Raw genomic sequence first — 23,085 nt, 5'->3', positions numbered from 1 at the left:
TATTCTTTTGTTTTTATTGATTGATATTTAGAATTTCGTTTTCAAAGAGAATTATTCTAGTTTTTAATTGTCTTTGTTTAGCAAGTTGAATTATGTTTTTTGTTCCTTTACTTTTTCCATCCCAAAAAGCAATTAATGCGTCTGCATATATTGCCATTTGTTTATTTCTTTTTGGTCCAGCAGCTTTACCATATTTTATCCAATCAGCCGGAAATTTTATAATGTTGATGTTTTTTTCAGACGCGTATTTCTCTCCTAATTTGTCAGCACCTTTGTAATGAGCTCCAGAAATAATTTCGATATTTTTTTGTTTGTCCAGAAATTTATCACATTCGTGTTTTAATTTTTGGTAGTTGGTGAAGTTTCTGCTCCCAGCTATAATTATTTTCATAGTTTAATTTGTTAAGATCTTAGTAAGGCTATTTTTAGTTTTGAAATAGTTAACAATTGTTGTTGTAAGTTTTCTTCGAAAGCAGTTATTTTTTTGAGTTTTTCAACTTTCAATTGCCATTGTTGTTCTTCATAGTTCTGCAGTGCAGTAGTGATTACTTTTTTTACGTCTGAAATACCAATAAATGGAATGACAGAGCCTTTTAAATAGCACCCAAAGTATTGACCAACTTTTAAGGATAAACACAGATAATACAAAGACTCTCTATTTGTTGTAGAAGTTGTGGAAATTACAAAGCAGTTTGGACAAGGTTTGTCTAATGGCTTTCCAGAATTTAATCCTTTATTCAAAATAAAAAAATGTGGGTTTGAGTAAGTTCGTCCAATTTTGTGGGTTTTGATTTCAAAAATTTGCATAAGTATCCATTTTTAGGTTCAGGTTCTTTTGCTGTTTTTTTGCCCATAAAATTTTGGAAAGAAAAACAACAAAAAGAAAGCTGTTTCTAAATGGGGAGGATAGACTATCAAGGTTTTTGAAAAAAATACTACCAACTACTGAATGTTGAATTTTAAGTATTAAACTGTTAGTGGTGGAGATTTTTTTCAAAACCCGAAGGGCTTGACCTTTATAGGCTAAAAGCGGAGGCTTTTAAAAGATAAAATTTTATACAAATACATTTTTTCTTGAGGGAAACAGATGCTGAAAGTATTGCAACATTAAGAGAACCATTTGTTTTGCTGTCTTTTTTTTGTTTTTCTTTTTATCCTTTATTATATCTAAAATGATAGATTTTATCTGGATTTTTTTTGATTACTTAAAGAAATGAAACAAACAAAGACTTGAGATAAGGAATACTTGGACTTAACGATGGTTTTGTGCAGTTGAATGAGGTAAGGAATTATAATAAAGTTAAAATACCTAGTGCGCCGGCAGCAGCGAGAATAAGTGTATTGCTTTTTATTTGATTGTACTGTTTTTTTGATTGGTTTTGTTAAAAGTGAATGTTTTGAAAATATTACTTATGAGTTAGATTATTGAAATATATAAGTTTATTTGATTGTTAATAGCATTTACTTTTAGTGAAACCAACTATCCTGATTTTTTCAAATAAAAAGTTATACTCTTATTGGCTTTTTTTTGATTTTATAGGTGCTTTACAATTTCTTTTATAAACTGAAATTTTAATGATTTTAAAAATATTCACTTAAATTTACCAGTAGGCACTTATAAAAACAATGTAAAAAAGACGGAATGTTATTAAATTATCTACTTGTTATTATTAATTACTGGATGCGCGTCGGATGTGTGGCTATTTTACATAATGGCGTTATAGTGCCTGGAGTTTTTCACGGAAGAGCAGTATAACTGCACGTTATGTAAATATAGCTTGGGATAGCGTTTAAATTATTAGCTTTTGGCAATGTGCAGCTCTTTGCAGTTGTGGAATGAGGCACGAATGAAACAAGTTGTAATGTGCTGCATAAGTGTGGCAATTTAAACGCTATAAAGGAATGGCGAGGGGAACAAACTAAAAGACAGAGGATTTTGAGGAACGAAAAAACTGGGTTTTAGTTTGTGGGGAAATTACTTAACTGTTTTATGGTGTAAATCCATCCCTTCAATTTCAAATACTTCTGTTTCAATACAGTCTAATTTTTCAGGATTAAAAATTGCCAAATTATAACCTTCAGAATATAAGGAACTTTGATATTCTACACCATCAAAACCTAAAGATTTAATATACTCACAAATATATTGGGTTGGTATATAGTCTAATGATTTATCTTTTTTTCGTATGGGAAGAGACAACTCTTGCTGAAGAGTATAAATGAAAGGTAAATATTCAATATAATTTTTAATATCTTCCCTTTCTGACCAATAAATAGGATCAGTAGCAATGTTTCTAAAGCTTATAATTTCAAATTTTTCTTTTACTATAAATTTACCTATTGTCACATAGTCAAAAATTGTACTTCTTGTTTCATATAATGCTGTTTCAATACAATCGGCAATATATAAATAAGAAATACCTCTTGGATTTGCTCTACCAGCAGAGGCAAGTTCAGGTAATGGTGGGTTACCCATATTTTCTTTTTCGAATCCTTTTTTATCAGAAATTCTAGATCTAAAGTAAAACTTTCCTTTATAGATTTTTTTGGTTAAACTACTATATAAAATAGATTTTAAAATTTCAAAATTTATAGAGTTACTTGGTAAATAGCGATTTGAGAATTTAATTTCTTCTTTAAAATCATTCCAAATATTATGAATTTTTATTTCACCATTAATAATTTCTGAAGATACGTTACTATTAAATAATTCGGTAATATCTTCCATTTCATCTATAAAAATTGCTTTAAATAGTTCTTTGGAATCTTCAACTATATCTGTAGTAAGGTTAAAATCTTTTTTTAAAGATTGTGCTATATCTTGGTTAGAGTTAGCATCAACAGTGTAAAGGGACAAGAAATTTCTAAAAAAATTAATTAACTCTCTAGCTGTATAAATAGATACATTTGTTGATTTACAAAAATTACAGTTACCAACTCTATCATCAGCATTTATTATACTAATGATATAATCACTAGTAAAACAGTTTACACAACAATTCATAACTAAATGTTTTTAATTACTAATTCGATGTGATTCATAATTGACAATTTTTTTAAAGTGCCAAGACCAGGGAAATGACCTCTTTGGTGCAAATCTCGAAAAGTATTTACTGCATTTGTTTGTATGTCTTGTTGATTACACCAAGTAACTAACTTATGTATGGCTTCAGAAAATTTACCACCAATATCTGATACATCACCATTAGAGTCAGACACAAAATGTTTTACTCTTATTCTATCATTACCATCTATATAAGATAAATGTATTGCTACAGCTCTAGGTAAAAATCCTGAATCGGAATAATTATCACCTATAGTAAGAAAATCTCCAAAACCAACAAAACCATCTTCTTGATAATATTTGTATTCTTCAGAAAAGCTGCTTTCTAAATCAAGATAATCAGCATTTTTAGGCATTTCCTTAAAATAATCATCTAGTGATACTCGCGTGTTTTGAGCAAACTCTCTATAATATCTTCTACTTGTTTTAGAGAAGTAAATTAAGTTATAAACGATATTAAGATTTGTAGTAAGTAATTCTATATTATTACCGGAAACTTCAGAATTGTGAATTAAGGTAACACCATTAAAATTAAAATTCAGAGCACCTATAAAATCAATAAATGTTTGGATATTTCTTTCGGACTTATCATCCAAAATAACAGCTAATTGGAAGTTCTCATAGCCTTGTAAACTTTCTGAAACTACATCAATAATTTCTTGATGTTTTCCTTTTAAATCGCCAACTCTAGGGTTTATAATAATATTAAAATTAACATTTTTAGAAGCTAATTCTTTTAATGTTGATTTAAAAGTTGATGTACTTTTAACTGGTTCTATTACTGGTGAAGTTTTTAATATATCATCTGAAAATATAGAGCATAAATCTCTTAATGCGATTAATTCAAATTGTTTACCTCTAACATATGGGAAATACATACTTTGCTTTTTTGGGATAAAAAATTATCTAACTGTTGGTATTCATTATCAGAAAAGTTTAAAGAATAACATATATGTTTTAATGCTTCTGGAATTTGTCTTTCTTTAAAACTTTCTGGGTTAGAAATATTTCTAAATTTTAATTTTTGAATTACTAATTTTTGAAATTCTAAAATATCAATATTTTTTGACAACTTAAGACATTCTCTAAATATTTGTGTATTAGGCACATTTGGCACAGCATTAAAATATGATTTAATTATACTTAAATATTCGTCTTTTCTTAATGTTTTAAATAATGTTTCGTGGTTAAAAACTGATTGATTTACTTTTGCTTCTTTTAAAGTTTTAAGTGCATTTCTATTAGTTAATTCAATAATACCAATATTAGAATTGTAATATTTTGTCAATAAATTAGGAATGTGTTTAGAGCTTGTTACAATGTAAATTTTATCAGCAAATTTTTCATAATCTGATATTTGTTTCTCTAATTTCTCTAAACCATCAAGCTCTGTTTTTATTTCATAAATACGAGCTTCACCATTTAAAAGCACAAAATCTGCAATAGATTTACCTACTTTAAATTCATTTAAAGCAATGGTATTTTTAAGACTATATTTTTTAATTAAAAGCTTGTTAATTAGTACGTTTTTATAGACATATTCATTTTTATAAACCTTTAATAATGATTTGTAAATTTGATTTAGCACCTCAAGATTAGTAGTATTCTCATTAATTTTAGCATATCTGTTTATACGGTAAAATGTATCAAAATAATTATCTTCTCTTACTATTTTTTTAAAATTAGAGGCAGAAAATATTTGAGCTAAACTTCTTATTTGGGTTATGTCGCTAGTTTTGTCCATTATTCAACAAATTTACAAATTTCATTAAGAAGTCGTATAATTAACGACTTTTTCTGTTATAGATTTAAAACACGTCTATTTACTTATTATTGTTTTCAATATTTAAAAGCTATTAAAATTTTAACCTCGTTTGTCTTTACTGCTTGAATCGAAACTTATTAAGTTAAACATTTGTCGCATTCGAGAACGTACACGATTACCATATCTTTCTTCTAATTCTTGTGCATTTAGGTTGGTTGTAGCGTGTGTTCTTATTTTTCTTTTTAGGAATAAATCGTAACGAGATAAAAGAATTTCTCCCATTACATTACAATCTTTACCAAAATGACGACCAGTTGATTCAACACCTAAATCATCAAAACAATAAAAACTACTATTACCATATTCTTCAATAGTTTTGTAACCAATATTATTAAATGCGAATGTGATATTTCTAGCAGGAATTAGTTCATACGGTTTTTGATGTGGTACCATAAACCTTAATAATTTCATTAAACTTGTTTTACCACAGCCTACAGGTCCCGATAATAATATCCCTTTGTTTGGATCTATTTCTAATTTTTTGCAAGCCTCAAAATCACTTATAAAATAGACACATAGTTTATATAAAATAACCTCATCTTCTTCATAGATTTTAAAGTTTTTACCAAAGAGCAGCTTTCCTTTTGCATCAAGATAAATTAATATTTTTTTGAAATCGTATGAAATATTATTGTTATTAAATTCTCCTAATTGGTATTGAACACCTCCTTCTTTTATAATATGTGGTTGTATCTTATTCATAGTTTTAGATAGTGAGTTACTGAAATAAGCGCCGTATGACGCAAAGCGTTATAAAGGCTCATTGTAGTTTTTGTTTTTACTTGTCTTTAGGTTGTCTTGATTTTGGCTAACTGCTTTTTGATTTATTTTTGTTTTTATTTCTTCAGCTTTTAGCATCCAATTTTTAGCAGTAGCTTGCCAATTGACAATTTTTGTTTTTCCACCTACTTTCCAACCAATACCTTGATAATGATTAAAAAATTTTTGAGCTTCAATTATTGGCCATTTTTCATTTTTAAAAAAAGTAATAACATCATTTTCATTTTTTGGCTGGTCAAGTTTATTAATGTTTTTATTAGTTTGTATATGTTTATTATTAGATACCAGTGCTTGTCCGTTTATAGGATTGTATGAGTCCATAACTTGTTTATAACTTGTCTCAAAATTGAACATCTTAATTTTACTTCCCTTAAATGGGTTGTGTGATGGATAGTAAATAATATATTTCCAATGATTTAGCTCTTTAATACATTTATGATATGTTGATTTAGAGCCTATCTTTGAAAAGCTCATTACTTCTTCTCGATTGATATAAAATTCGTCTAAAAACCGATTGTTATTCCAGATTTGGAATAATGCTATATATAAACTTATGTGTGTTGGATTTAAACGGTTGTCTTTAGAGAATTGAATAAATACACCTTTTAGGTGTTTTATATAATTAACTTTTTGCATAGAATAGGTGTTTTAGCTGCACTTAAAGTGGCATTAAAACTTGTTGTGTATTCTATTGTCTTGCATTACTTTTTGAATATCATCATAATCGTAATAAATAACACCACCAACTTTAGTGTATGGTAACGTACCGTTAATACGTAAGTTTTGTAATGTACCTGGTGAAATACTTAACAGGTCGCGAACTTCTGGTGATTTTAACCATTTTTTAGTGGCTAAACCAGTTTTGTTATTGATGATTGTTTTAATACCTTCTAATAATTCTAATTTGAATTCGTGAAGATCTTCGGTTGTAATAATTGTTGCTGCCATAGTAAACGATTTAAGTTAAAAACAGCTACCACATCAAACTTTCGTTATCAATGGCAGCTATTAAATTGATTTAATTCACGAGTTAGAATGTTTTTCTTAAATAGGTATTCGTGAATCTGCGATTTGACTTTCGTTTAGCAAATATGAAGTGAATTATTGAGTATTTTTCACAAGTTACACCCAACTTGGGTGTTTTTATACGCTCATATTTAATGAGTTACATTGATTTGTTTTAATGTTTTACTTGTAAAACATAGGCAATAAAAAAGAGCAAATACTATGATAATTATTTGCTCTTTAAAACACCCAAGTTGGGTGTTTATTCATCAGATTCTAGCATTTTATCTACTAAAGATTCTTTTAGTTTATCAATGAATTTTGTTTGATTTATTTTGCGTGAACGGATTTCTAAAAAAGTTCTGTAATAATCGCCCAAACTAACGTTAAACATTTGTTCGCAAATTAAGGCTACCTCTTTAATATCTGCTGTTCCACTATTTATTACTCCAGAACTATGAAGTGCATAAATGAGTTCTATTAAATCTGTTTTATTACCTGTCCAAAATAATTTTGATTGCTTTTGAAAAGCGTTATAATTTGCTTCCATACTATTGTTATTTTCAAGTTTATCAATTTCAGTTTTTAAATAAATTATTAGCATATCATAAGCAAGAATTGTGGCTACAGTAGAATCGTGGCTTGTAGAAAATTTATCATCTGCGAAAAAAGAAAGAGAATCTGGAAATAAACGAATATTAGCTTTTCCTCTTATAAAATATTCGTTATCCAAAAAAGTAGCACCTCGTCTATAATAATGATAAAACTCTAAATTATCATTAAAATAATTTTGCAACCGATCTATATGTTTGTTAAAATACTTTACTTGAGATTTGTTACTACTTCTTGGTCTTTTACTTTCAATACTAAATAATTTCACATAATAAATTAATTTACTAAAAACTTGAGGCTTAATATTTTTGAAAAAATAGATTTCATCAGAAGTTGATGTTGATTTTCGTTTTAACAAAAGTTCTCTTATTTGTTCAAGAGCTCTTTGAGTTACCTTAATACCCTCTTCAGACCTCTCTAAAACACCTTCAATTTCTTTTTCTAAAAAATCTAAATTAGAATCTAATTTTTTTACTATTCTTTCAATTTTTTTCAACTTACAGTAGTTATGAGGATAATAAATCTGGTTTGTTTAAAAATATTTTACTTAAAAAAAATTAAAATAAATACAATGACTTTAATTATTTAACGCCATTGCATTCGTTGTAATCTTACAGCATTCAAAATTGCTAATAACGCAACACCTACATCAGCAAATACAGCTTCCCACATTGTTGCTAAACCACCTGCACCTAATATTAAAACAACTATTTTAACACCAAAAGCTAAAATGATATTCTGCCAAACAATTTTTCGAGTAGAACGACTAATTTTTATTGCTCTAACTACTTTTGAAGGTTGGTCTGTTTGGATAATGACATCAGCAGTTTCAATAGCAACATCACTTCCTAAACCTCCCATTGCAATACCAACGTTACTTGCTGCTAAAACAGGCGCGTCATTAATACCATCTCCAATAAAGGCTATTTTGTTTTCAGGATTTTGCTTTAAAACCTCAACTTCATTCAATTTATCTTCGGGTAATAAACCACCTTTTGCTTTTTCAATGTTTAATTGAGAAGCCACTTTTTGAGTAATGGAATCTTTATCGCCAGAAAGCATCATTATTTTAGAAATGCCTACTTTATGTAAATTGGTTATGGTTTCTTTAGCATCTTCTTTTAATTCGTCTGCAATGACAACATAACCAGCAAACTTATTACCAATTGAAACTAAAACAATAGATTCTACAATAGTGTCGATTTCTTTTGCCACTTCAATATTATTGGCAGTCATTAATGCTTTGTTTCCAACTAAAACAGTTTTTCCGTTTACAATTCCTTTTAAACCTTTTCCTGCTATTTCTGAAACTTTGGTAGCATTAAAATCTGCTCCATTTGCTTTGTATTCTAAAATGGCTTTAGCAATTGGATGCGTAGATTGCTCTTCCATCGCCATTAAGTATTTCATAAATTCAGTTTCTTCCCAACTGATTGTTTTTACTTCTTTGATTTTGAAAACTCCTTTTGTTACTGTACCCGTTTTATCCATAACCAACGTATTAATTTTGGTCATAGCATCAAGAAAAGAAGCACCTTTAAATAGAATACCGTTTTTTGAAGCTGCTCCTAAACCACCGAAATAACCCAATGGAATTGAAATAACTAAAGCACAAGGACAAGATATTACCAAGAAAATTAAAGCTCTATACAACCAATCTCTAAAGACATAATCATCTACAATAAAATAAGGTAATAATGTAACGCCTATGGCTAAAAACACAACAATTGGTGTGTAAATACGTGCAAACTTCCTTATGAATAATTCGGTTTTAGATTTACGAGCTGTTGCATTTTGAACCATATCGAGAATACGAGCAATGGAACTGTCTTTAAATTCTTTGGTGGTTTCAATTTCTATAACACCATTGAGATTGATACTTCCTGCAAATACTTTTTCACCTTTGGCAATGGTATCTGGTTTACTTTCACCTGTTAAAGCTGCTGTGTTAAATGAACCTTTTTCAGACAATAAAACACCATCTAAAGGTACTTTTTCGCCAACACGTACTTGTATCTTTTCGCCAATATCTACGGTTTCAGGATTTACAGAAACATAATCTTTATTTCGATAAACTAACGCTTCCTTTGGTCTAACATCAAGCAATGCTTTGATGTTTGATTTTGCTCTATTAACTGCTGCGCTTTGAAATAATTCGCCTACTGCATAAAATAGCATTACTGCAACACCTTCAGGATATTCGCCAATAATAAACGCACCAATGGTTGCGATTGACATTAGAAAAAATTCTGTAAAGACATCACCTTTTTTAATACTTTTCCATCCTTCTTTTACAACAGGAAACCCAACAGGTATATAAGCTATGATATACCAAACAATGCGAATCCAATCTCTAAAAAAATTAATATCAAAATAATCTAAAGTAATACCAATGATTAGCATTACAAAACTTACTATCGCTGGACTATATGCTTTAAAATTATTGGAACCTTTACTGTGATTATGACCATCATCGTGACTGTGTTCTTTTTCAGAATTAGGTTTTATATCTCTTAAATTGAGTTTCTTTTTTTTCATATCAATACAATTTTAGCAGCAACTTTTGTTTTGCTGAATTGGTGGACAAGGAACAGTACCGTAAGAACAGTAAACACAACAATCTCCTTCATTTGGTTTAAGAACCGCTTTGCAATTCTCACACTCGTAAAAGAATTGACAAGCGTTTGTTGGCATTTCTTCTACTTTTTTATTTCCACAGTTTGGACAAGTAATCTCTGATTTTAATTGAATTTCCATTAGTTTTCTTTTTTACCAGTTACTTTATAACCTGTTGAATTAATTGCTTTCTCAATTTCCGTTTCATTGGTTTTAGTTTTGTCAAATTCAACGATTGCATTACCACTTTCATAGGATGCTTTTGAGTTTAAGATTCCGTTGAGTTTATTCACTTCGTGGTTTACGTGTTCTTCGCAACTCGCACAGGTCATTCCGTTTATTTTAAATTCAGTTGTTTTAATGTCTGATTTATCAACTATAACTATTTGTTTTTCCATATTAGAATAAAAAATTCCTGAATAATAAGGGAATGCCAACATCACTATTGCAAATACAGTCACAATTGCCAAAAAGGTTTTGGACTGCATAAATTTTGGTTTTTCATCCGTCTCACATTCACAGTCAATTTCATTTCGAGACTTTAGTTTTTGATACCAAGCAAAACCAATCACTAAAACGGTAAATCCGATGAGATAGGATCTAAAGGGTTCTAACCAAGAAAATGTTGATGCAATGCCACTTGTTCCTGCAATTAGAGCTAAAACCGGTGTGATGCAACATAAAGAAGCTGTAATTGCTGTTATTATGCTTATTCCAATTAATCTTTTCTTCATTGGTTAAATATTTAAGTCAAAGATGCTATAAATTATAATGCAAGGGAAGTGCATTATTGACCGCTGCACTTATCACATACACCTTTTACAACCAGATTTACATTTTCAGAAACAAACCCTTCAGGAACGCTAATCTGTGGGATTTTATGATCTGTTAAGCAAATGGTTTCGTTACAATTGTTGCAATGAAAATGTAAGTGTAAATCGGTTTCAACATCACACTTACAACCTTGTTCGCAAAGCGCATATTTAGTTATACCAGTACCATCATCTATTTGATGAACAATCACATTTTCTTCAAATGTTTTAATGGTTCTGTAAAGTGTAGTTCTATCTATTTTTTCAAAAGCATTTTCAATATCGCTTAATGTAACTGCTATTTGTTTTTGTGCAAGAAACTTATAAATAAGTAATCGCATTGCTGTAACACGTATCTCTTTTGACTCTAATAATTGTTCTATAGTTTGCATAATTTAATGTTCGTGTTCTGCTTCACCTTTTTTCATTTCTGCAATAAGGTAGTAGGCATTATTATAAGCGAATTTTGTACTCGTCTCGATTTCTTTAGTAAACTCTACAGCTATCCAATTACCATCTTTGGCTCCTAAAATGACTTCGACTGGCTTGAAACTCCAATCTTCATTTTCCTTTTCTACAGAAAATACAAAATAGGTATCGCCTTCTTTTATAATAGCACTTTCTGGTAATGCTCTTGTTTTTGTATTTTCAACTTGAATTTTACCTTGGATATACATTCCTGGAATTAAATTACCTTTTTTATTTTCAATTTCTGCGTGAACGTGTACTGCTTTAGGGTTATCTTCGAATGTTTTGCTTACCGAATAGATTTCTGCAATTAATTCTTCATTTTGAGTAGATTGAACATTAAAGGTTACTTTTTGACCTTTTTTTACTTTATAAACATCTTTTTCGAAGACCATTAAATCTGCGTGGACGTGATGTGTATTTACTATTTCAAAGAGTTCTGATTGAGGTTCAACATACTGACCAGTTTTTACTTCTACCTTTTGAACAAACCCTTCAATTGGGCTACGCAATGCTACTTGTTGAGATATTGTGCCATTACGAACCGATGTTGTACTGATATTTAGTAATTGTAGTTGAGCTGCCATTCCATTAACCATAGCCTTTGACGCTTCGTATTCTGCTTCTGCTTTTTGAAAATTTGCACCAGAGCCTACGCCAGCATTATATAATTTTTGTTGACGTTCATAATTTTTCTTTAAAAAATTGCTATTGCTATACGCATTGAGATAATTGGTTTGCATTTGAATGATATTAGGATGTGATAAATAAGCAACAACCTGACCTTTGTTTACTTTATCTCCTTCAATTACTTTAATGGAAACTACATTAGCTCCAATTACGGAAGTTATTGCTGCTTCATTCTGTGGTGGTACTTCTAACGTTCCATTGGCTTCAACATAACCACTCATATTTCGCAACGCAATGGTGTCAATTTTCATTTTTAAGGCTTCAAATTGTTGTGTTGATAGCATCACTTCTTCGTTTTCGCTATGCCCTTCATTAGTTTCTATTTTGGTTTCTTTATTATGAGAATGCCCATCTTCTTCGTTGTGTTTTTCTTTATTGCCACAGGCAGTTATTAAAAAGGTCAACATTACTATTATTAGGATATTATATGATCTGTTTTTCATAGTGTTATTATTTAAAATATTGTAATTCAAAAATGCTTTGTAAATAGTTTACCAATGCTGTTTGAGCTTCTAACTCTGATTGAATGGCTTGATTTATAAGTTGCGTAAAGGCAGAATAATCAATTTCGCCTTCTTTATAAGCAAATAAAGCACCAGTTTTCTGTTCTTTAATAAGTGGTAATACTTCATCTTTATAAAATAGCCAAGACGTTTTCCATTTTTGGTAATTTTCTTTTGCTTGATTAAATTTAGATTGCACTTCCTTTTGTTTAAATAACATATTTACTTCTGCAATTTCTTTATTGAATTTTGCAGTTCTAATTTGTTTTCTTGTAGTACCAGAAAGAAATGGTATAGAAATACCGGCTTGATAAGTATAATAGCCTGAACTACCGTTTACTTTTTGTAAACCACCTTGAAGGTTAAACTTTGGTAAATTTTCGGCTTTGGCTGCTTTATAATTTGCTTCTGCTTCTGCTATTTTAAGTTGAGAAACACCATACAAAGGATGAGCTTCTACACTAAAGGCTGTTAAATCTATGTTGTTAAGGGTTTTAAACTCGTTTGGAACTGTATAGATTTTTTCAGAAACTAACCATAAATTTAATTGCTGTAAAGCAATGAGGTATTCGCTATAAGCTTGCTTTGTTTTATTTTTAATTTGTAAAGCTTGATTTTTAGCTGCTGAATATTCTAATTTTGATATGGCTTCTACTTCATAATTTAACTCGACAGCTTTTTCAAAATTGGTATAAATAGCATTCAATTCTTTATACAGATTATAATTCCGTTTACTTTTAAAGGCATTAGACCAGGCTTTTTTCACCTCTAATTCTAACTCTAATTCTGAAAGTTGATACGCCTTTTGCGCTAATTGAATACGTTGTTCTAATAATTTTTGTTTTGGTGCAATACCAAACACATCTATATTTGATTGGCCAACACCAATAGTTGTGTAAATACCTGAACCATCTTTAATTTCCTCACCACCTGTGAAAATTTGAGTTGAGCCAAAATCGAAAGCAGTCCCTTTTAATTGTTGCTGTTTATCAATTTCTAACTGTCTTTGTTTTAAACTAGGATAGTTCTCTTTTGACATTTTTATAGCTTCTTGTAATGAAACAATAGGCAAAGAGTCGCTAACTTGTTGTGCATTTCCTGTTATTGGAAACAAAAACATAAAAACTATAATAGCTGTTGCAGTTGCAAATTTTTTGTTTGCTTTAAATTTAAAAGACTTGTTCTCTACCCAATGGTATAAAATAGGCAAAACAAACAAGGTTAATAATGTAGAAGTTAATAGACCACCAATAACTACCGTTGCTAAAGGACGTTGTACTTCTGCACCTGCTGATGCAGAGATAGCCATTGGCAAAAAGCCTAATACATCAGTAAAAGCTGTAAGCATAATAGGTCTTATTCTTCGTTTTGTACCTTCAATAATTCTATCTTTTAAATTGGTAACGCCTTCTTCTTTTAATTCATTTAAACCACTAATCATTACTAAACCATTTAAAACTGCAACACCGAATAAGACAATAAAACCTACACCTGCCGAAATACTAAAGGGCATATCACGAAGCCATAAGGCTATAACACCACCAATGGTTGCCATTGGAATAGCGATGTAAATCATTAAAGTTTGTGGTAGTGATTTTAGCGCAAAATATATTAACACAAAAATAAGTAGCAATGCTATTGGTACTACAGTTTGCAAGCGATTACTGGCACGTTCTAAATTTTCGAAAGCACCACCATATCGAATAAAATAACCTGAAGGCAATTGAAGATTTGCATCTAATTTTGATTTGATTTCTGCTACTAACGATTTTACATCACGACCTCTTACATTAATACCTACATAAGTTCTTCTGTTAGTATTGTCTCTACTTATTTGCATAGGGCCAGCTTTGTAGCTTACGTCTGCAACTTCACGAAGTGGAATTTGTGCACCAGAAGGCAAGTTGACAAACAAGTTTTGAACATCTGTTATGTCTTTACGATTATGAGAACTTAATCTAACCACTAAATCAAATCGTTTTTCACCTTCAAAAATAACACCTGCTGTACCTCCTGCAAAGGCAGATTGTACAATTTGGTTTAAAGTATTTACTTGAAGTCCGTATTGTGCTAATTTACTTCGGTTATAGGTGATTGTCATTTGTGGTAAACCTGTGGTAGCTTCCGCTTTCATATCACCAATACCTTCTGTACCTGCAATTATTTTAGATATTTCTTCTGCTTTTTGAGACAGTACATTTATATCTTCTCCATAAAGTTTAATAGCTATGTCTTCTCTAACACCTTCGAGTAGTTCGTTAAAACGCATTTCAATAGGTTGGGTAAATTCATAATTTACACCAGGAATCATTTCTACTGCTTCCTTCATTTCTTCAATAAGTTCATCTTTGGTTGCAACCGTTGTCCATTCGCTTTTTGGTTTCAGAATTACAAATACATCAGCAATATCCATTGGCATCGGGTCTGTTGGAATTTCGGCAACACCAATACGACTTACAATTTTTTCAACTTCAGGAAATTTTGCTTTTACAATTTGCTCAATTTTTGTAGTGGTCTCAATAGTTTCAGAAAGAGAACTACCAGGTTTTAAAATAGCGTGAAACGCTATATCACCTTCATCGAGCTGTGGAATAAACTCACCACCCATTCTGGTAAACATAAAAACTGTTATTCCGAATAAAACAACTGCGATACCAACTATTAGTTTGCCTTTATTCAAGGCTTTTTCTAATAACGGTTGGTATTTACTTTCTACCCAATGCACAAACTTATCACCATAGGATTTTTTGTCTGATTTTGGCGCTCTTAAAATAAGTGCAGACATCATTGGAACATAAGTTAAACAAAGTACCATTGCACCAATCATAGCAAAAATAAAAGTCAATGCCATTGGCTTGAACATTTTTCCTTCAATACCTTGTAATGCCAATATCGGCAAGAAAACTATTAAGATTATTAGCTGACCAAAAAAGGCAGCATTCATCATTTTTTTAGAAGCATTTGCTGCAACATTATCACGTTCTTTAGACGTTAGTTTTTTCTTTTTTAAAACTTGTGAAGCAATAAGGAAAACGGTGCTTTCTACAATAATTACTGCACCATCAACGATAATACCGAAATCTATGGCTCCTAAACTCATTAAATTAGCCCAAACGTCAAAAACATTCATTAGAATAAATGCAAATAATAAGGATAATGGAATTGTTGAAGCTACTATTAAACCACCTCTCCAATTACCTAATAAGAAAATAAGAACAAAAATGACTATTAAAGCGCCTTCAATTAAATTGGTTGCAACTGTTGAGGTTGTTTCTGCTATTAACTTACTTCGGTCTAACAAAGGTTCTATGATTACACCTTCTGGTAATGATTTTTCAATTTGAGCCATTCTTTGTTTGACATTTTCGATAACATCATTTGAATTAGCTCCTTTTAACATCATTACCAAACCACCAACAACTTCGCCTTCACCATCTTGTGTTAATGCACCATAACGAATAGCAGCACCAAATTGCACCGTAGCAATATCGCCTACAGTTATAGGAATGTTATTTATATTTTTAACCGTAATCTTTTTAATATCTTCTAAACTACGCACCAAGCCTTCACCACGAATAAAATTAGCTTGATGATTTTTTTCTATATATGCACCACCTGTATTTTGATTGTTTGCCTCAAGAGCTTTAAAAACATCTGTAATTGTAATTCCAATAGCTTTTAGTTCGCTTGGATCAACAGCAACTTCATACTGTTTAATTTTACCACCAATGGCGTTAACTTCAACAACACCTTCTACCATAGCCATTTGACGTTGAACAATCCAATCTTGCATTGTTCGTAAATCTGTTACAGAATATTTGTCTTTATACCCTGGCTTTACTTTTAGTGTGTATTGATAAATTTCACCTAATCCTGAAGATATGGGACCCATTGTAGGTTCTCCAAAACCACTAGGAATTTGCTCTTTGACCTCATTTAGTTTTTCTGATACTAATTGGCGAGGTAGATATGTTCCCATATCATCATCAAAAACTATGGTTACTACAGATAAGCCGAAACGAGAAATAGAACGAATTTCTGTTACATCTGGAAGATTACTCATTGCCACTTCCACAGGATAAGTAACAAATTGTTCAATGTCTTCTGTACCTAAATTTGGTGCTTGTGTAATTACTTGTACTTGGTTGTTGGTAATGTCCGGAACAGCATCTATTGGTACTTTGGTCATACTCCAAATACCTGCTCCAATAATGGTAAGCGTTAGCAACCCAATAATGAATTTATTATTGATTGAAAAATCAATGATTTTATTAATCATATTAAAATGTATTAATTCAGTTAAAAAATATAAAAGTGTGTTCGTAATTCGATTTCGCTCAATATGAGCTTCTCGTAGCTATGCTACTCGAAGACGAAAACATTAAAAAAGGATATAGCTATCCTATGAAAACTGAATTATACCCGAGGTGGTTGTAAAATGGAAGTCGTAAAATCTTTTTCTATCCCATTGTGGTAGAAAAAATCTTGGGTAGAAATAAATGTTATTTCATATTTTATGTAAGAAAATTGAAAATATGTAGCGTTTATATGACAACATTGACATATACAAAAAGGCGAACATAAATCTGAATCTTGGTGCTGATGGTCATTATCCATAGCTTGTGAAATTTCAGTTTTAACATCATTATCAGACACATCAAAATCAGCACAAGGTGCTAGATTGAGTGCGAAAATATAAATTGATAATATGAATGCTAATAATTTCATTGTAGCAAATATATAAATTATTTAATGCAATGGTTGTGCAAATAATAGGCTTTACAATAATTAAAAGGTGTTTGGTTAGTTATATTTTATAGCAAAAGAAAAAACCTTAATTTTCCTTTTGCTATAAATTACATTAAAAAATCATACTTATTTATTGATTCATTTTCATTTCGTGGTCGTATTGACAACAACCTGGTAAATTTTTATAAGCTTCTTCGCTTCCTGCTACTTTTTCAGTATCATAACCAGAAGCTGCTATTGCTTTATGAATTGCCATTGCATTGGTTTTGGTATCATCAAAAGAAACATCGATTTTCTTTTTATCTACATTCCAATTAGCACTTGCAACACCTTCAACAGCATTTACTGCTTTTTCAATGGTTTTTTTACACATACCACAATTACCTCTTACTCCAAAAGACAAGTCTGTCATAGCCATATCTTTTGACATTTGTGTAGTGGTTGTTTTTGTTTCTTTTTTTGTTTGACTATTACAACTTGTTACACCTAAAGCTGCTATAACAGCTATACTTAAAATTACTTTTTTCATTGTTTTAAAATTTAATTGTTATTATTTGTATTTAATTATTCTATAACTTGTTTTACCTCTCCACAGGTTAGCATTGCTTCTCCAAAATATGGATTGATTACTTTTTCTTCTTTGCTTAACCAATAGGCACCTTTATTACTATCTGCCATTGGACAAAACTCTACATATACCTTTTCATTGATACCAAATAGTTGCACAGCTTTAATAAAATGCGAAGACAAATGTTTAAAATGATTTCTTTGCTCTTTTATATTTGCTGCTTTAGAAATAGCAATTGTTGAAGATTTAATTTCTTTTACTAATGACATCCAATGATTATGAGCTTCATCTTTAACTAGTTTCATATCCACATTATTCAAATTATCAAGTAAACTATTTGCATTTTCTGATGCTTTACTTGAGTTATCTTTAACAAACGCATCCTTTAAACTAATATAGCTTTCAAATACTTTTTTTAATTGTTTCTGAAATGCTTTTGATACTTCCAACCGTTCATTCATATTGGTATGGTCTGTATTATTTTTTGATGAATTACTATCCATACCTAAATGTCCTTCGTGACCAGTCATTACTTTTCCTCCATCTTTATTCATCATAGATTTTTTTCCTTGTAATTGTGCTGCTGCATCAACTGTAAAAGTTCCGTTGGTTACAATTTCATCACCATTTTCTAAACCTTTTAATACTTTGTAATTACTACCAATTTGGTTACCTAAAGTTATTTGACGCATTTCAAAAACTGGTTGGTCTGGATTGGTTTTAATATATACTACAGAGCGTTCACCTGTCCATAAAATGGCAGATGAAGGCACGAATAATGATTTTTCTTTATTAGAGGTTACCCCTTTAATTTTTCCTTCAATAAACATTCCTGGTTTAAATACTTCGTCTTTATTATTAAGCACTACTCTTAATTTAACAGTACGTGTTCTGTTATCTAAAATAGGGTCAATAAAATCTACTTTACCTTTAAATTTTTTATTAGGATAAGTATTTGTTGTTACGTTTATTTCTTGCCCTTTTTTAAATAAGTCTATTTGGTTTTCGTACACATCAAAGTTTCCCCAAACTGAATTTAAGTTTGCAATTTTTAATAGAGGTTGCCCTTGTTTTATATAATCGCCTTGCTCTACTAATTTTTCTGTTACAGTACCAGAGATAGTTGCGTAGACAGGAAAATTTTCTTTTATTTTTCCTGTTTGTTCTATTTTATTGATTTGCTTTTCAGAAAGTTTCCATAATTTTAATTTATTACGAACTGCTTTATATAATGCCGGTTGTGATTCCTTTAATGAAGCTGCTGTAATTAATTCTTGTTGTGCTGCATATAATTCTGGTGAATAAATGGTTGCTAATAATTGCCCTTTGTTTACTTTTTCTCCAGTAAAACTGACATTTAAGCGTTCAATTCTTCCAGAGAAATAACTGACTTGCACAGCATTTGCTTTTTCATTGGCAACAATTTTACCTGATAGTTTAATACCGTTATCGTCTGCTTTACTACTACCTACAATTGATGTTTGAATGTTGGCCAACGCCATTGCATTTTTTGTTAATTTGAATTGGTCTGCTGCTAAACCATCTGCTCCAGCTTCGGCAGGAATTAAATCCATACCACAAATAGGGCAATCACCAGGTTCTGGTTGCATAATTTGTGGGTGCATTGAGCAAGTCCATTTTTGATTGGTTTCTGCTATTTCATCGTGATTATGTTCAGTTTCTTTGTTTGATGAACTACCGAATAACAACCAACCTAATAATAAGCCAACTGCTAATATTACTATGTAAACTATATATTTTTTCATTTTTCTATATTTTAATATTTCTTAATCTTAATGCGTTTGCAATTACTGATACTGAACTAAAACTCATTGCTAAAGCTGCAATCATTGGTGATAGTAATAACCCGAATATTGGGTATAAAACACCTGCTGCAATGGGCACACCCAATACATTGTATATAAAAGCAAAAAAGAGATTCTGTTTTATGTTTTTAACAACATCGTGACTTAATTTTTTAGCTTTTACAATACCTTGTAAATCTCCTTTTACTAACGTAATTGAAGCGCTTTCAATAGCTACATCTGTACCTGTACCCATTGCAATACCAACATCTGACTGTGCTAAAGCTGGCGCATCGTTAATACCATCACCTGCCATTGCTACAACACTTCCTTTTTGTTGAAGTTTATCAATTTCATTCAATTTATCTTCTGGAAGACATTCTGCTTTATAGTGTTTAAGGTTTAATTGTTCTGCTACCGATTTTGCAGTATTTTTATTATCACCAGTTAGCATTATTACCTCAACACCATTATCTTGTAGTTGTTTAATAGCATTTTGACTTGTGGTTTTAATGGCATCGAAAATAGTTACATATCCAACAGCTTCATTATCTACTGCTATATACGATACTGTTTTACCTTGTTCTTGTTCTGCAACCACATTAGTTTCTAAATTTTTAGAAATAGTTATGGCAAACTGCTCTAATAACTTTGCATTACCTAAAGCAACTTTTTTGTTTTCAACAGTACCTATAACACCTTTTCCTGCTACAGCTTGAAAATCGTTTACTTTTGTAATTACAGTATTTTTAGATTTACCATAGTTTACAATAGCTTCTGCTAAAGGATGTTCGCTATATTGATTTAAGGAAGCAATGAAATGAAGTAGCTTTTCTTCTTTTAAATTATTAATTGAGATTACTTTTTCAACTGATGGTTTTCCTTCAGTAATCGTACCTGTTTTATCTACAATAAGCGTATCTACCTTATTCATTTTTTCTAATGCTTCAGCATTTTTAATTAATACACCAGATTGTGCACCTCTACCAACACCAACCATAACAGACATTGGTGTTGCCAAACCTAATGCACAAGGACAAGCAATAATTAATACAGCAATTGCATTTACAAAGGCAAAAACATAAGCAGGTTCTGGACCAAAAATAGCCCAAACTATAAATGTTATTACTGCAACAACTAATACAATTGGAACAAAGTATTTAGATATTCTATCTGCTAATTTTTGAATAGGTGCTTTTGAACGACTTGCATTATTTACCATATGAATAATTTGAGAAAGTAAGGTTTCGGAACCTACCTTTTCAGCTTTCATAATAAATGACTTTGTACCGTTAATTGTGCCAGAACTTACTTTATCGTCTATACTCTTATCTACAGGAATAGGTTCTCCAGTAATCATAGATTCATCAATACTACTATGTCCTTCTACAATACTACCATCTACTGGAATTTTTTCTCCAGGCTTAACTCGTAATAAATTGTCTTTTTCAATTTTATCGATTGCAATAACTTTATCTTCTCCATTAGTAACCAATGTTGCTGTTGAAGGCACTAATTTTAGTAATTCTTTTATTGCTCCACTTGTTTGACTATGTGCTCTTGCTTCTAATAATTGCCCTAATAATACTAATGTTAAAATTACCGTTGTAGCTTCAAAATAAACAAATACATTACCATCGGCTGTTTTAAAATCTTGTGGAAATACATCTGGAAATACCATTGCAAATACACTAAATAACCACGCGATACCCGAACCAATACCAATTAAAGTAAACATATTCAGGTTCATTGTTTTTATTGATGTGTAAGCACGTTTAAAGAACATCCAAGTTGCATAAAACACTACAGGGATTGATAATGCAAACTGAATCCAGTTCCATTGTTTTTGTTCTAAAACATTATATAAAGGATTATTATCTAATGCTTCTGACATTGCAATTAAAAAAATTGGTACAGTAAAAATTACAGCTATCCAAAACTTTTTTAATAGTTTTTTATAGGTTTTGTCTTCTTCTGAAATATCCGCTTCTAATGGCACTAAATCCATCCCACAAATAGGACAAAAACCTGCTTCGTCTTTAATTATTTCTGGGTGCATTGGACACGTAAATTGGCTACTTGCAGTAGTTAAACTTCTTTCTTCCACCAAGTCCATTCCACAAACAGGACAATCACCTGCTTTATTATATGTTTTGTCTTCTTCGCAGTGCATAGGACAATAAAATGTACCTGTTCCTTTGCCTTTAGGTTGTTCCTGCTTTTTTTCTTTATTAGGTTGGTGTTTACCTTGTTTATGAATACTATATCGACCACCATCATCTTTTAATGCTTTTTGAAATATTTCAATTGAAATATGTGATTGCATTTCAATAATAGCTTCTGATTTTTCTAAATTGACTTTTACGTTTGAAACATCATCAACTTTTGAAAGTGTTTCTTCTACGTGACTGCGACAACCGTTGCAAGTCATTCCGTGTATATGATATGTGTGTTTCATTATTTTATTTTTGTGCCTGACAAGGGAAGGGCTATTAACCAATTAATTAGTATTTCCTTCCCACATCAGGGCTTTATTTTAAATTGCCTTTTAGTTTCTTTATATAATCAATAACCAATGTCTTTTCAGATGTTGATAATTTTGCGTTTTTATGAATTAAGGTGTAAGATGAAAGTGGCATTTCATTGTTCTTAATCTGATTAATAATTGACTTTAATTTGCTATTCTTTCTTCTGGTTGAATACGTGTCCCAGTTATTAAAATTCAGCTCTTCTTTTCCATCGGCAATATGGTTTTCGAGAAACCAAGCAATGGGTTGAATTTTATTATACCAAGGATAGCTTGTATTATTACTGTGACAATCATAACAGGACGTTTGCAATAATGTATTGATATTTTTAGGTGTATTATTTACCAATAAAAAATCTGTTTTTGGTACGATATTACTTTGGTTTAGTTCTGTAGGCATAAACTGTATGCCTACAAAACACACCACTAAAACCAATGCTATGATTTTTACAATTTTCATTTAGTTAATCTCTTTTTGCACTTTACCACATTTCAGCATTTTACTACCGTAATAAGGATTTTTAATTTCCTTGTTCAAACTTAACCAAGCGCTGCCACCATCATACATTGGACAAAATTGTTGATATAAAGTATTTTTAGTACCGGTAATTGCAACCATATCCATAATATCCTTACTCAATGTTTTAAAATGTTCTCTTTGGTGATCTATTTCACTTCTACCAATATGTTCTGCGTGTTCTTTGGCATCTGTAATAATATCTTTAAGTTCTTTTTGCTGTTCAACAGTAAAACCATTTATTTCAAATTTGCTCAAAGTATTGTTCAATTTATCGCCAGCTTTAGCAGCTTTGTTTTTGTCGGTTTCTACTAAAGCATCTTTAAGTATCATATAGTCTGCTAACACTTTTTGAACACCTGAATTTTGTGAATTATCATCCATCATATTATTGGATTTATCCATTTTGTTATGGTTCATTTCTGAATGAACTATGCTGTCTTGAGTATTCTCCTTTTTTGCATCTTTACAAGAAATTATTGTAAGATTTATTAAAGAGATTACTAAAATTGCTACTATTGTTTTTAAATATTTCATTTTTATT

General features: G+C 30.5%; 21 protein-coding genes. All 21 read right to left on the bottom strand.

Going from position 1 to position 23,085, the window contains the following annotated elements:
- Nucleotides 1-13: 13 nt before the first annotated feature.
- The 21 genes from BA195_RS09075 to BA195_RS08975 all read right to left on the bottom strand — a co-directional run bounded on the left by BA195_RS09075 (nt 14) and on the right by BA195_RS08975 (nt 23,078).
- A complete protein-coding gene (locus BA195_RS09075) occupies nt 14-391 on the bottom strand; it encodes a DUF2493 domain-containing protein (RefSeq protein ID WP_068704649.1) in 378 nt (125 codons plus the stop codon).
- A gap of 11 nt (nt 392-402) precedes the next feature.
- Complete coding sequence (locus BA195_RS09070) at nt 403-807, bottom strand: DUF6943 family protein (protein WP_068704647.1); 405 nt, start codon at nt 805-807, stop codon at nt 403-405.
- A gap of 1,168 nt (nt 808-1,975) precedes the next feature.
- Nucleotides 1,976-3,004, bottom strand: a complete 1,029-nt coding sequence (locus BA195_RS09065) for an RES family NAD+ phosphorylase (protein ID WP_068704645.1) — start codon at nt 3,002-3,004, stop codon at nt 1,976-1,978.
- Between the two features lie 2 nt (nt 3,005-3,006).
- The gene (locus BA195_RS09060) at nt 3,007-3,942 is read right to left on the bottom strand and encodes a sce7725 family protein (RefSeq protein WP_068704643.1); all 936 of its coding nucleotides are present in this window, start codon (nt 3,940-3,942) and stop codon (nt 3,007-3,009) included.
- Complete coding sequence (locus tag BA195_RS09055; RefSeq protein WP_068704641.1) at nt 3,903-4,808, bottom strand: sce7726 family protein; 906 nt, start codon at nt 4,806-4,808, stop codon at nt 3,903-3,905. Before BA195_RS09055 ends, BA195_RS09060 begins: the two co-directional genes overlap by 40 nt.
- A 120-nt stretch (nt 4,809-4,928) precedes the next feature.
- Complete coding sequence (locus tag BA195_RS09050; protein ID WP_068704639.1) at nt 4,929-5,591, bottom strand: P-loop NTPase family protein; 663 nt, start codon at nt 5,589-5,591, stop codon at nt 4,929-4,931.
- A 48-nt stretch (nt 5,592-5,639) separates the two neighbouring features.
- The gene (locus tag BA195_RS09045; protein ID WP_068704637.1) at nt 5,640-6,305 is read right to left on the bottom strand and encodes a hypothetical protein; all 666 of its coding nucleotides are present in this window, start codon (nt 6,303-6,305) and stop codon (nt 5,640-5,642) included.
- A gap of 33 nt (nt 6,306-6,338) precedes the next feature.
- Nucleotides 6,339-6,617 (bottom strand): helix-turn-helix domain-containing protein, encoded by a 279-nt coding sequence (locus tag BA195_RS09040; RefSeq protein ID WP_068704635.1) that lies wholly within the window; start codon nt 6,615-6,617, stop codon nt 6,339-6,341.
- 319 nt (nt 6,618-6,936) lie between these two features.
- Nucleotides 6,937-7,782 carry an RteC domain-containing protein gene (locus tag BA195_RS09035; RefSeq protein WP_084443143.1) on the bottom strand — a complete coding sequence of 282 codons (846 nt, stop codon included), beginning with the start codon at nt 7,780-7,782 and terminating at the stop codon, nt 6,937-6,939.
- 89 nt (nt 7,783-7,871) lie between these two features.
- Nucleotides 7,872-9,824 (bottom strand): heavy metal translocating P-type ATPase, encoded by a 1,953-nt coding sequence (locus BA195_RS09030; RefSeq protein ID WP_068704631.1) that lies wholly within the window; start codon nt 9,822-9,824, stop codon nt 7,872-7,874.
- 12 nt (nt 9,825-9,836) lie between these two features.
- Nucleotides 9,837-10,043 carry a GDCCVxC domain-containing (seleno)protein gene (locus BA195_RS09025; protein ID WP_068704629.1) on the bottom strand — a complete coding sequence of 69 codons (207 nt, stop codon included), beginning with the start codon at nt 10,041-10,043 and terminating at the stop codon, nt 9,837-9,839.
- Complete coding sequence (gene merTP / locus BA195_RS09020; RefSeq protein WP_068704627.1) at nt 10,043-10,636, bottom strand: mercuric transport protein MerTP; 594 nt, start codon at nt 10,634-10,636, stop codon at nt 10,043-10,045. The genes BA195_RS09025 and merTP overlap by 1 nt, the downstream gene beginning before the upstream one ends.
- Before the next feature lie 53 nt (nt 10,637-10,689).
- Nucleotides 10,690-11,106 (bottom strand): Fur family transcriptional regulator, encoded by a 417-nt coding sequence (locus tag BA195_RS09015; RefSeq protein WP_068704626.1) that lies wholly within the window; start codon nt 11,104-11,106, stop codon nt 10,690-10,692.
- Between the two features lie 3 nt (nt 11,107-11,109).
- Nucleotides 11,110-12,315, bottom strand: a complete 1,206-nt coding sequence (locus BA195_RS09010; protein WP_068704835.1) for an efflux RND transporter periplasmic adaptor subunit — start codon at nt 12,313-12,315, stop codon at nt 11,110-11,112.
- Nucleotides 12,316-12,322: 7 nt separating this feature from the next.
- Nucleotides 12,323-16,654 (bottom strand): CusA/CzcA family heavy metal efflux RND transporter, encoded by a 4,332-nt coding sequence (locus tag BA195_RS09005; protein WP_068704624.1) that lies wholly within the window; start codon nt 16,652-16,654, stop codon nt 12,323-12,325.
- 137 nt (nt 16,655-16,791) lie between these two features.
- Complete coding sequence (locus tag BA195_RS09000; RefSeq protein ID WP_068704622.1) at nt 16,792-17,103, bottom strand: DUF6660 family protein; 312 nt, start codon at nt 17,101-17,103, stop codon at nt 16,792-16,794.
- 151 nt (nt 17,104-17,254) lie between these two features.
- Nucleotides 17,255-17,653: a heavy-metal-associated domain-containing protein gene (locus BA195_RS08995; protein ID WP_068704620.1), complete on the bottom strand. Its 399-nt coding sequence runs from the start codon at nt 17,651-17,653 to the stop codon at nt 17,255-17,257.
- Nucleotides 17,654-17,688: 35 nt separating this feature from the next.
- Entirely contained in the window at nt 17,689-19,458 is a 1,770-nt protein-coding gene (locus BA195_RS08990; protein ID WP_068704619.1) for an efflux RND transporter periplasmic adaptor subunit, read from the bottom strand.
- A 4-nt stretch (nt 19,459-19,462) separates the two neighbouring features.
- Nucleotides 19,463-21,955, bottom strand: coding sequence for a heavy metal translocating P-type ATPase (locus tag BA195_RS08985; protein WP_068704616.1), 2,493 nt, complete (start codon nt 21,953-21,955; stop codon nt 19,463-19,465).
- A gap of 73 nt (nt 21,956-22,028) precedes the next feature.
- Entirely contained in the window at nt 22,029-22,484 is a 456-nt protein-coding gene (locus tag BA195_RS08980; RefSeq protein ID WP_068704614.1) for a heme-binding domain-containing protein, read from the bottom strand.
- Nucleotides 22,485-23,078 carry a DUF3347 domain-containing protein gene (locus BA195_RS08975; protein WP_068704612.1) on the bottom strand — a complete coding sequence of 198 codons (594 nt, stop codon included), beginning with the start codon at nt 23,076-23,078 and terminating at the stop codon, nt 22,485-22,487. It lies immediately after the preceding gene.
- Nucleotides 23,079-23,085 lie beyond the last annotated feature (7 nt).

This window comes from Tenacibaculum soleae (assembly GCF_001693415.1).
GTDB lineage: Bacteria > Bacteroidota > Bacteroidia > Flavobacteriales > Flavobacteriaceae > Polaribacter > Polaribacter soleae.
Note: the sequence above shows the minus strand (reverse complement) of the source record. Positions and strands in the feature narration are given on the sequence as shown.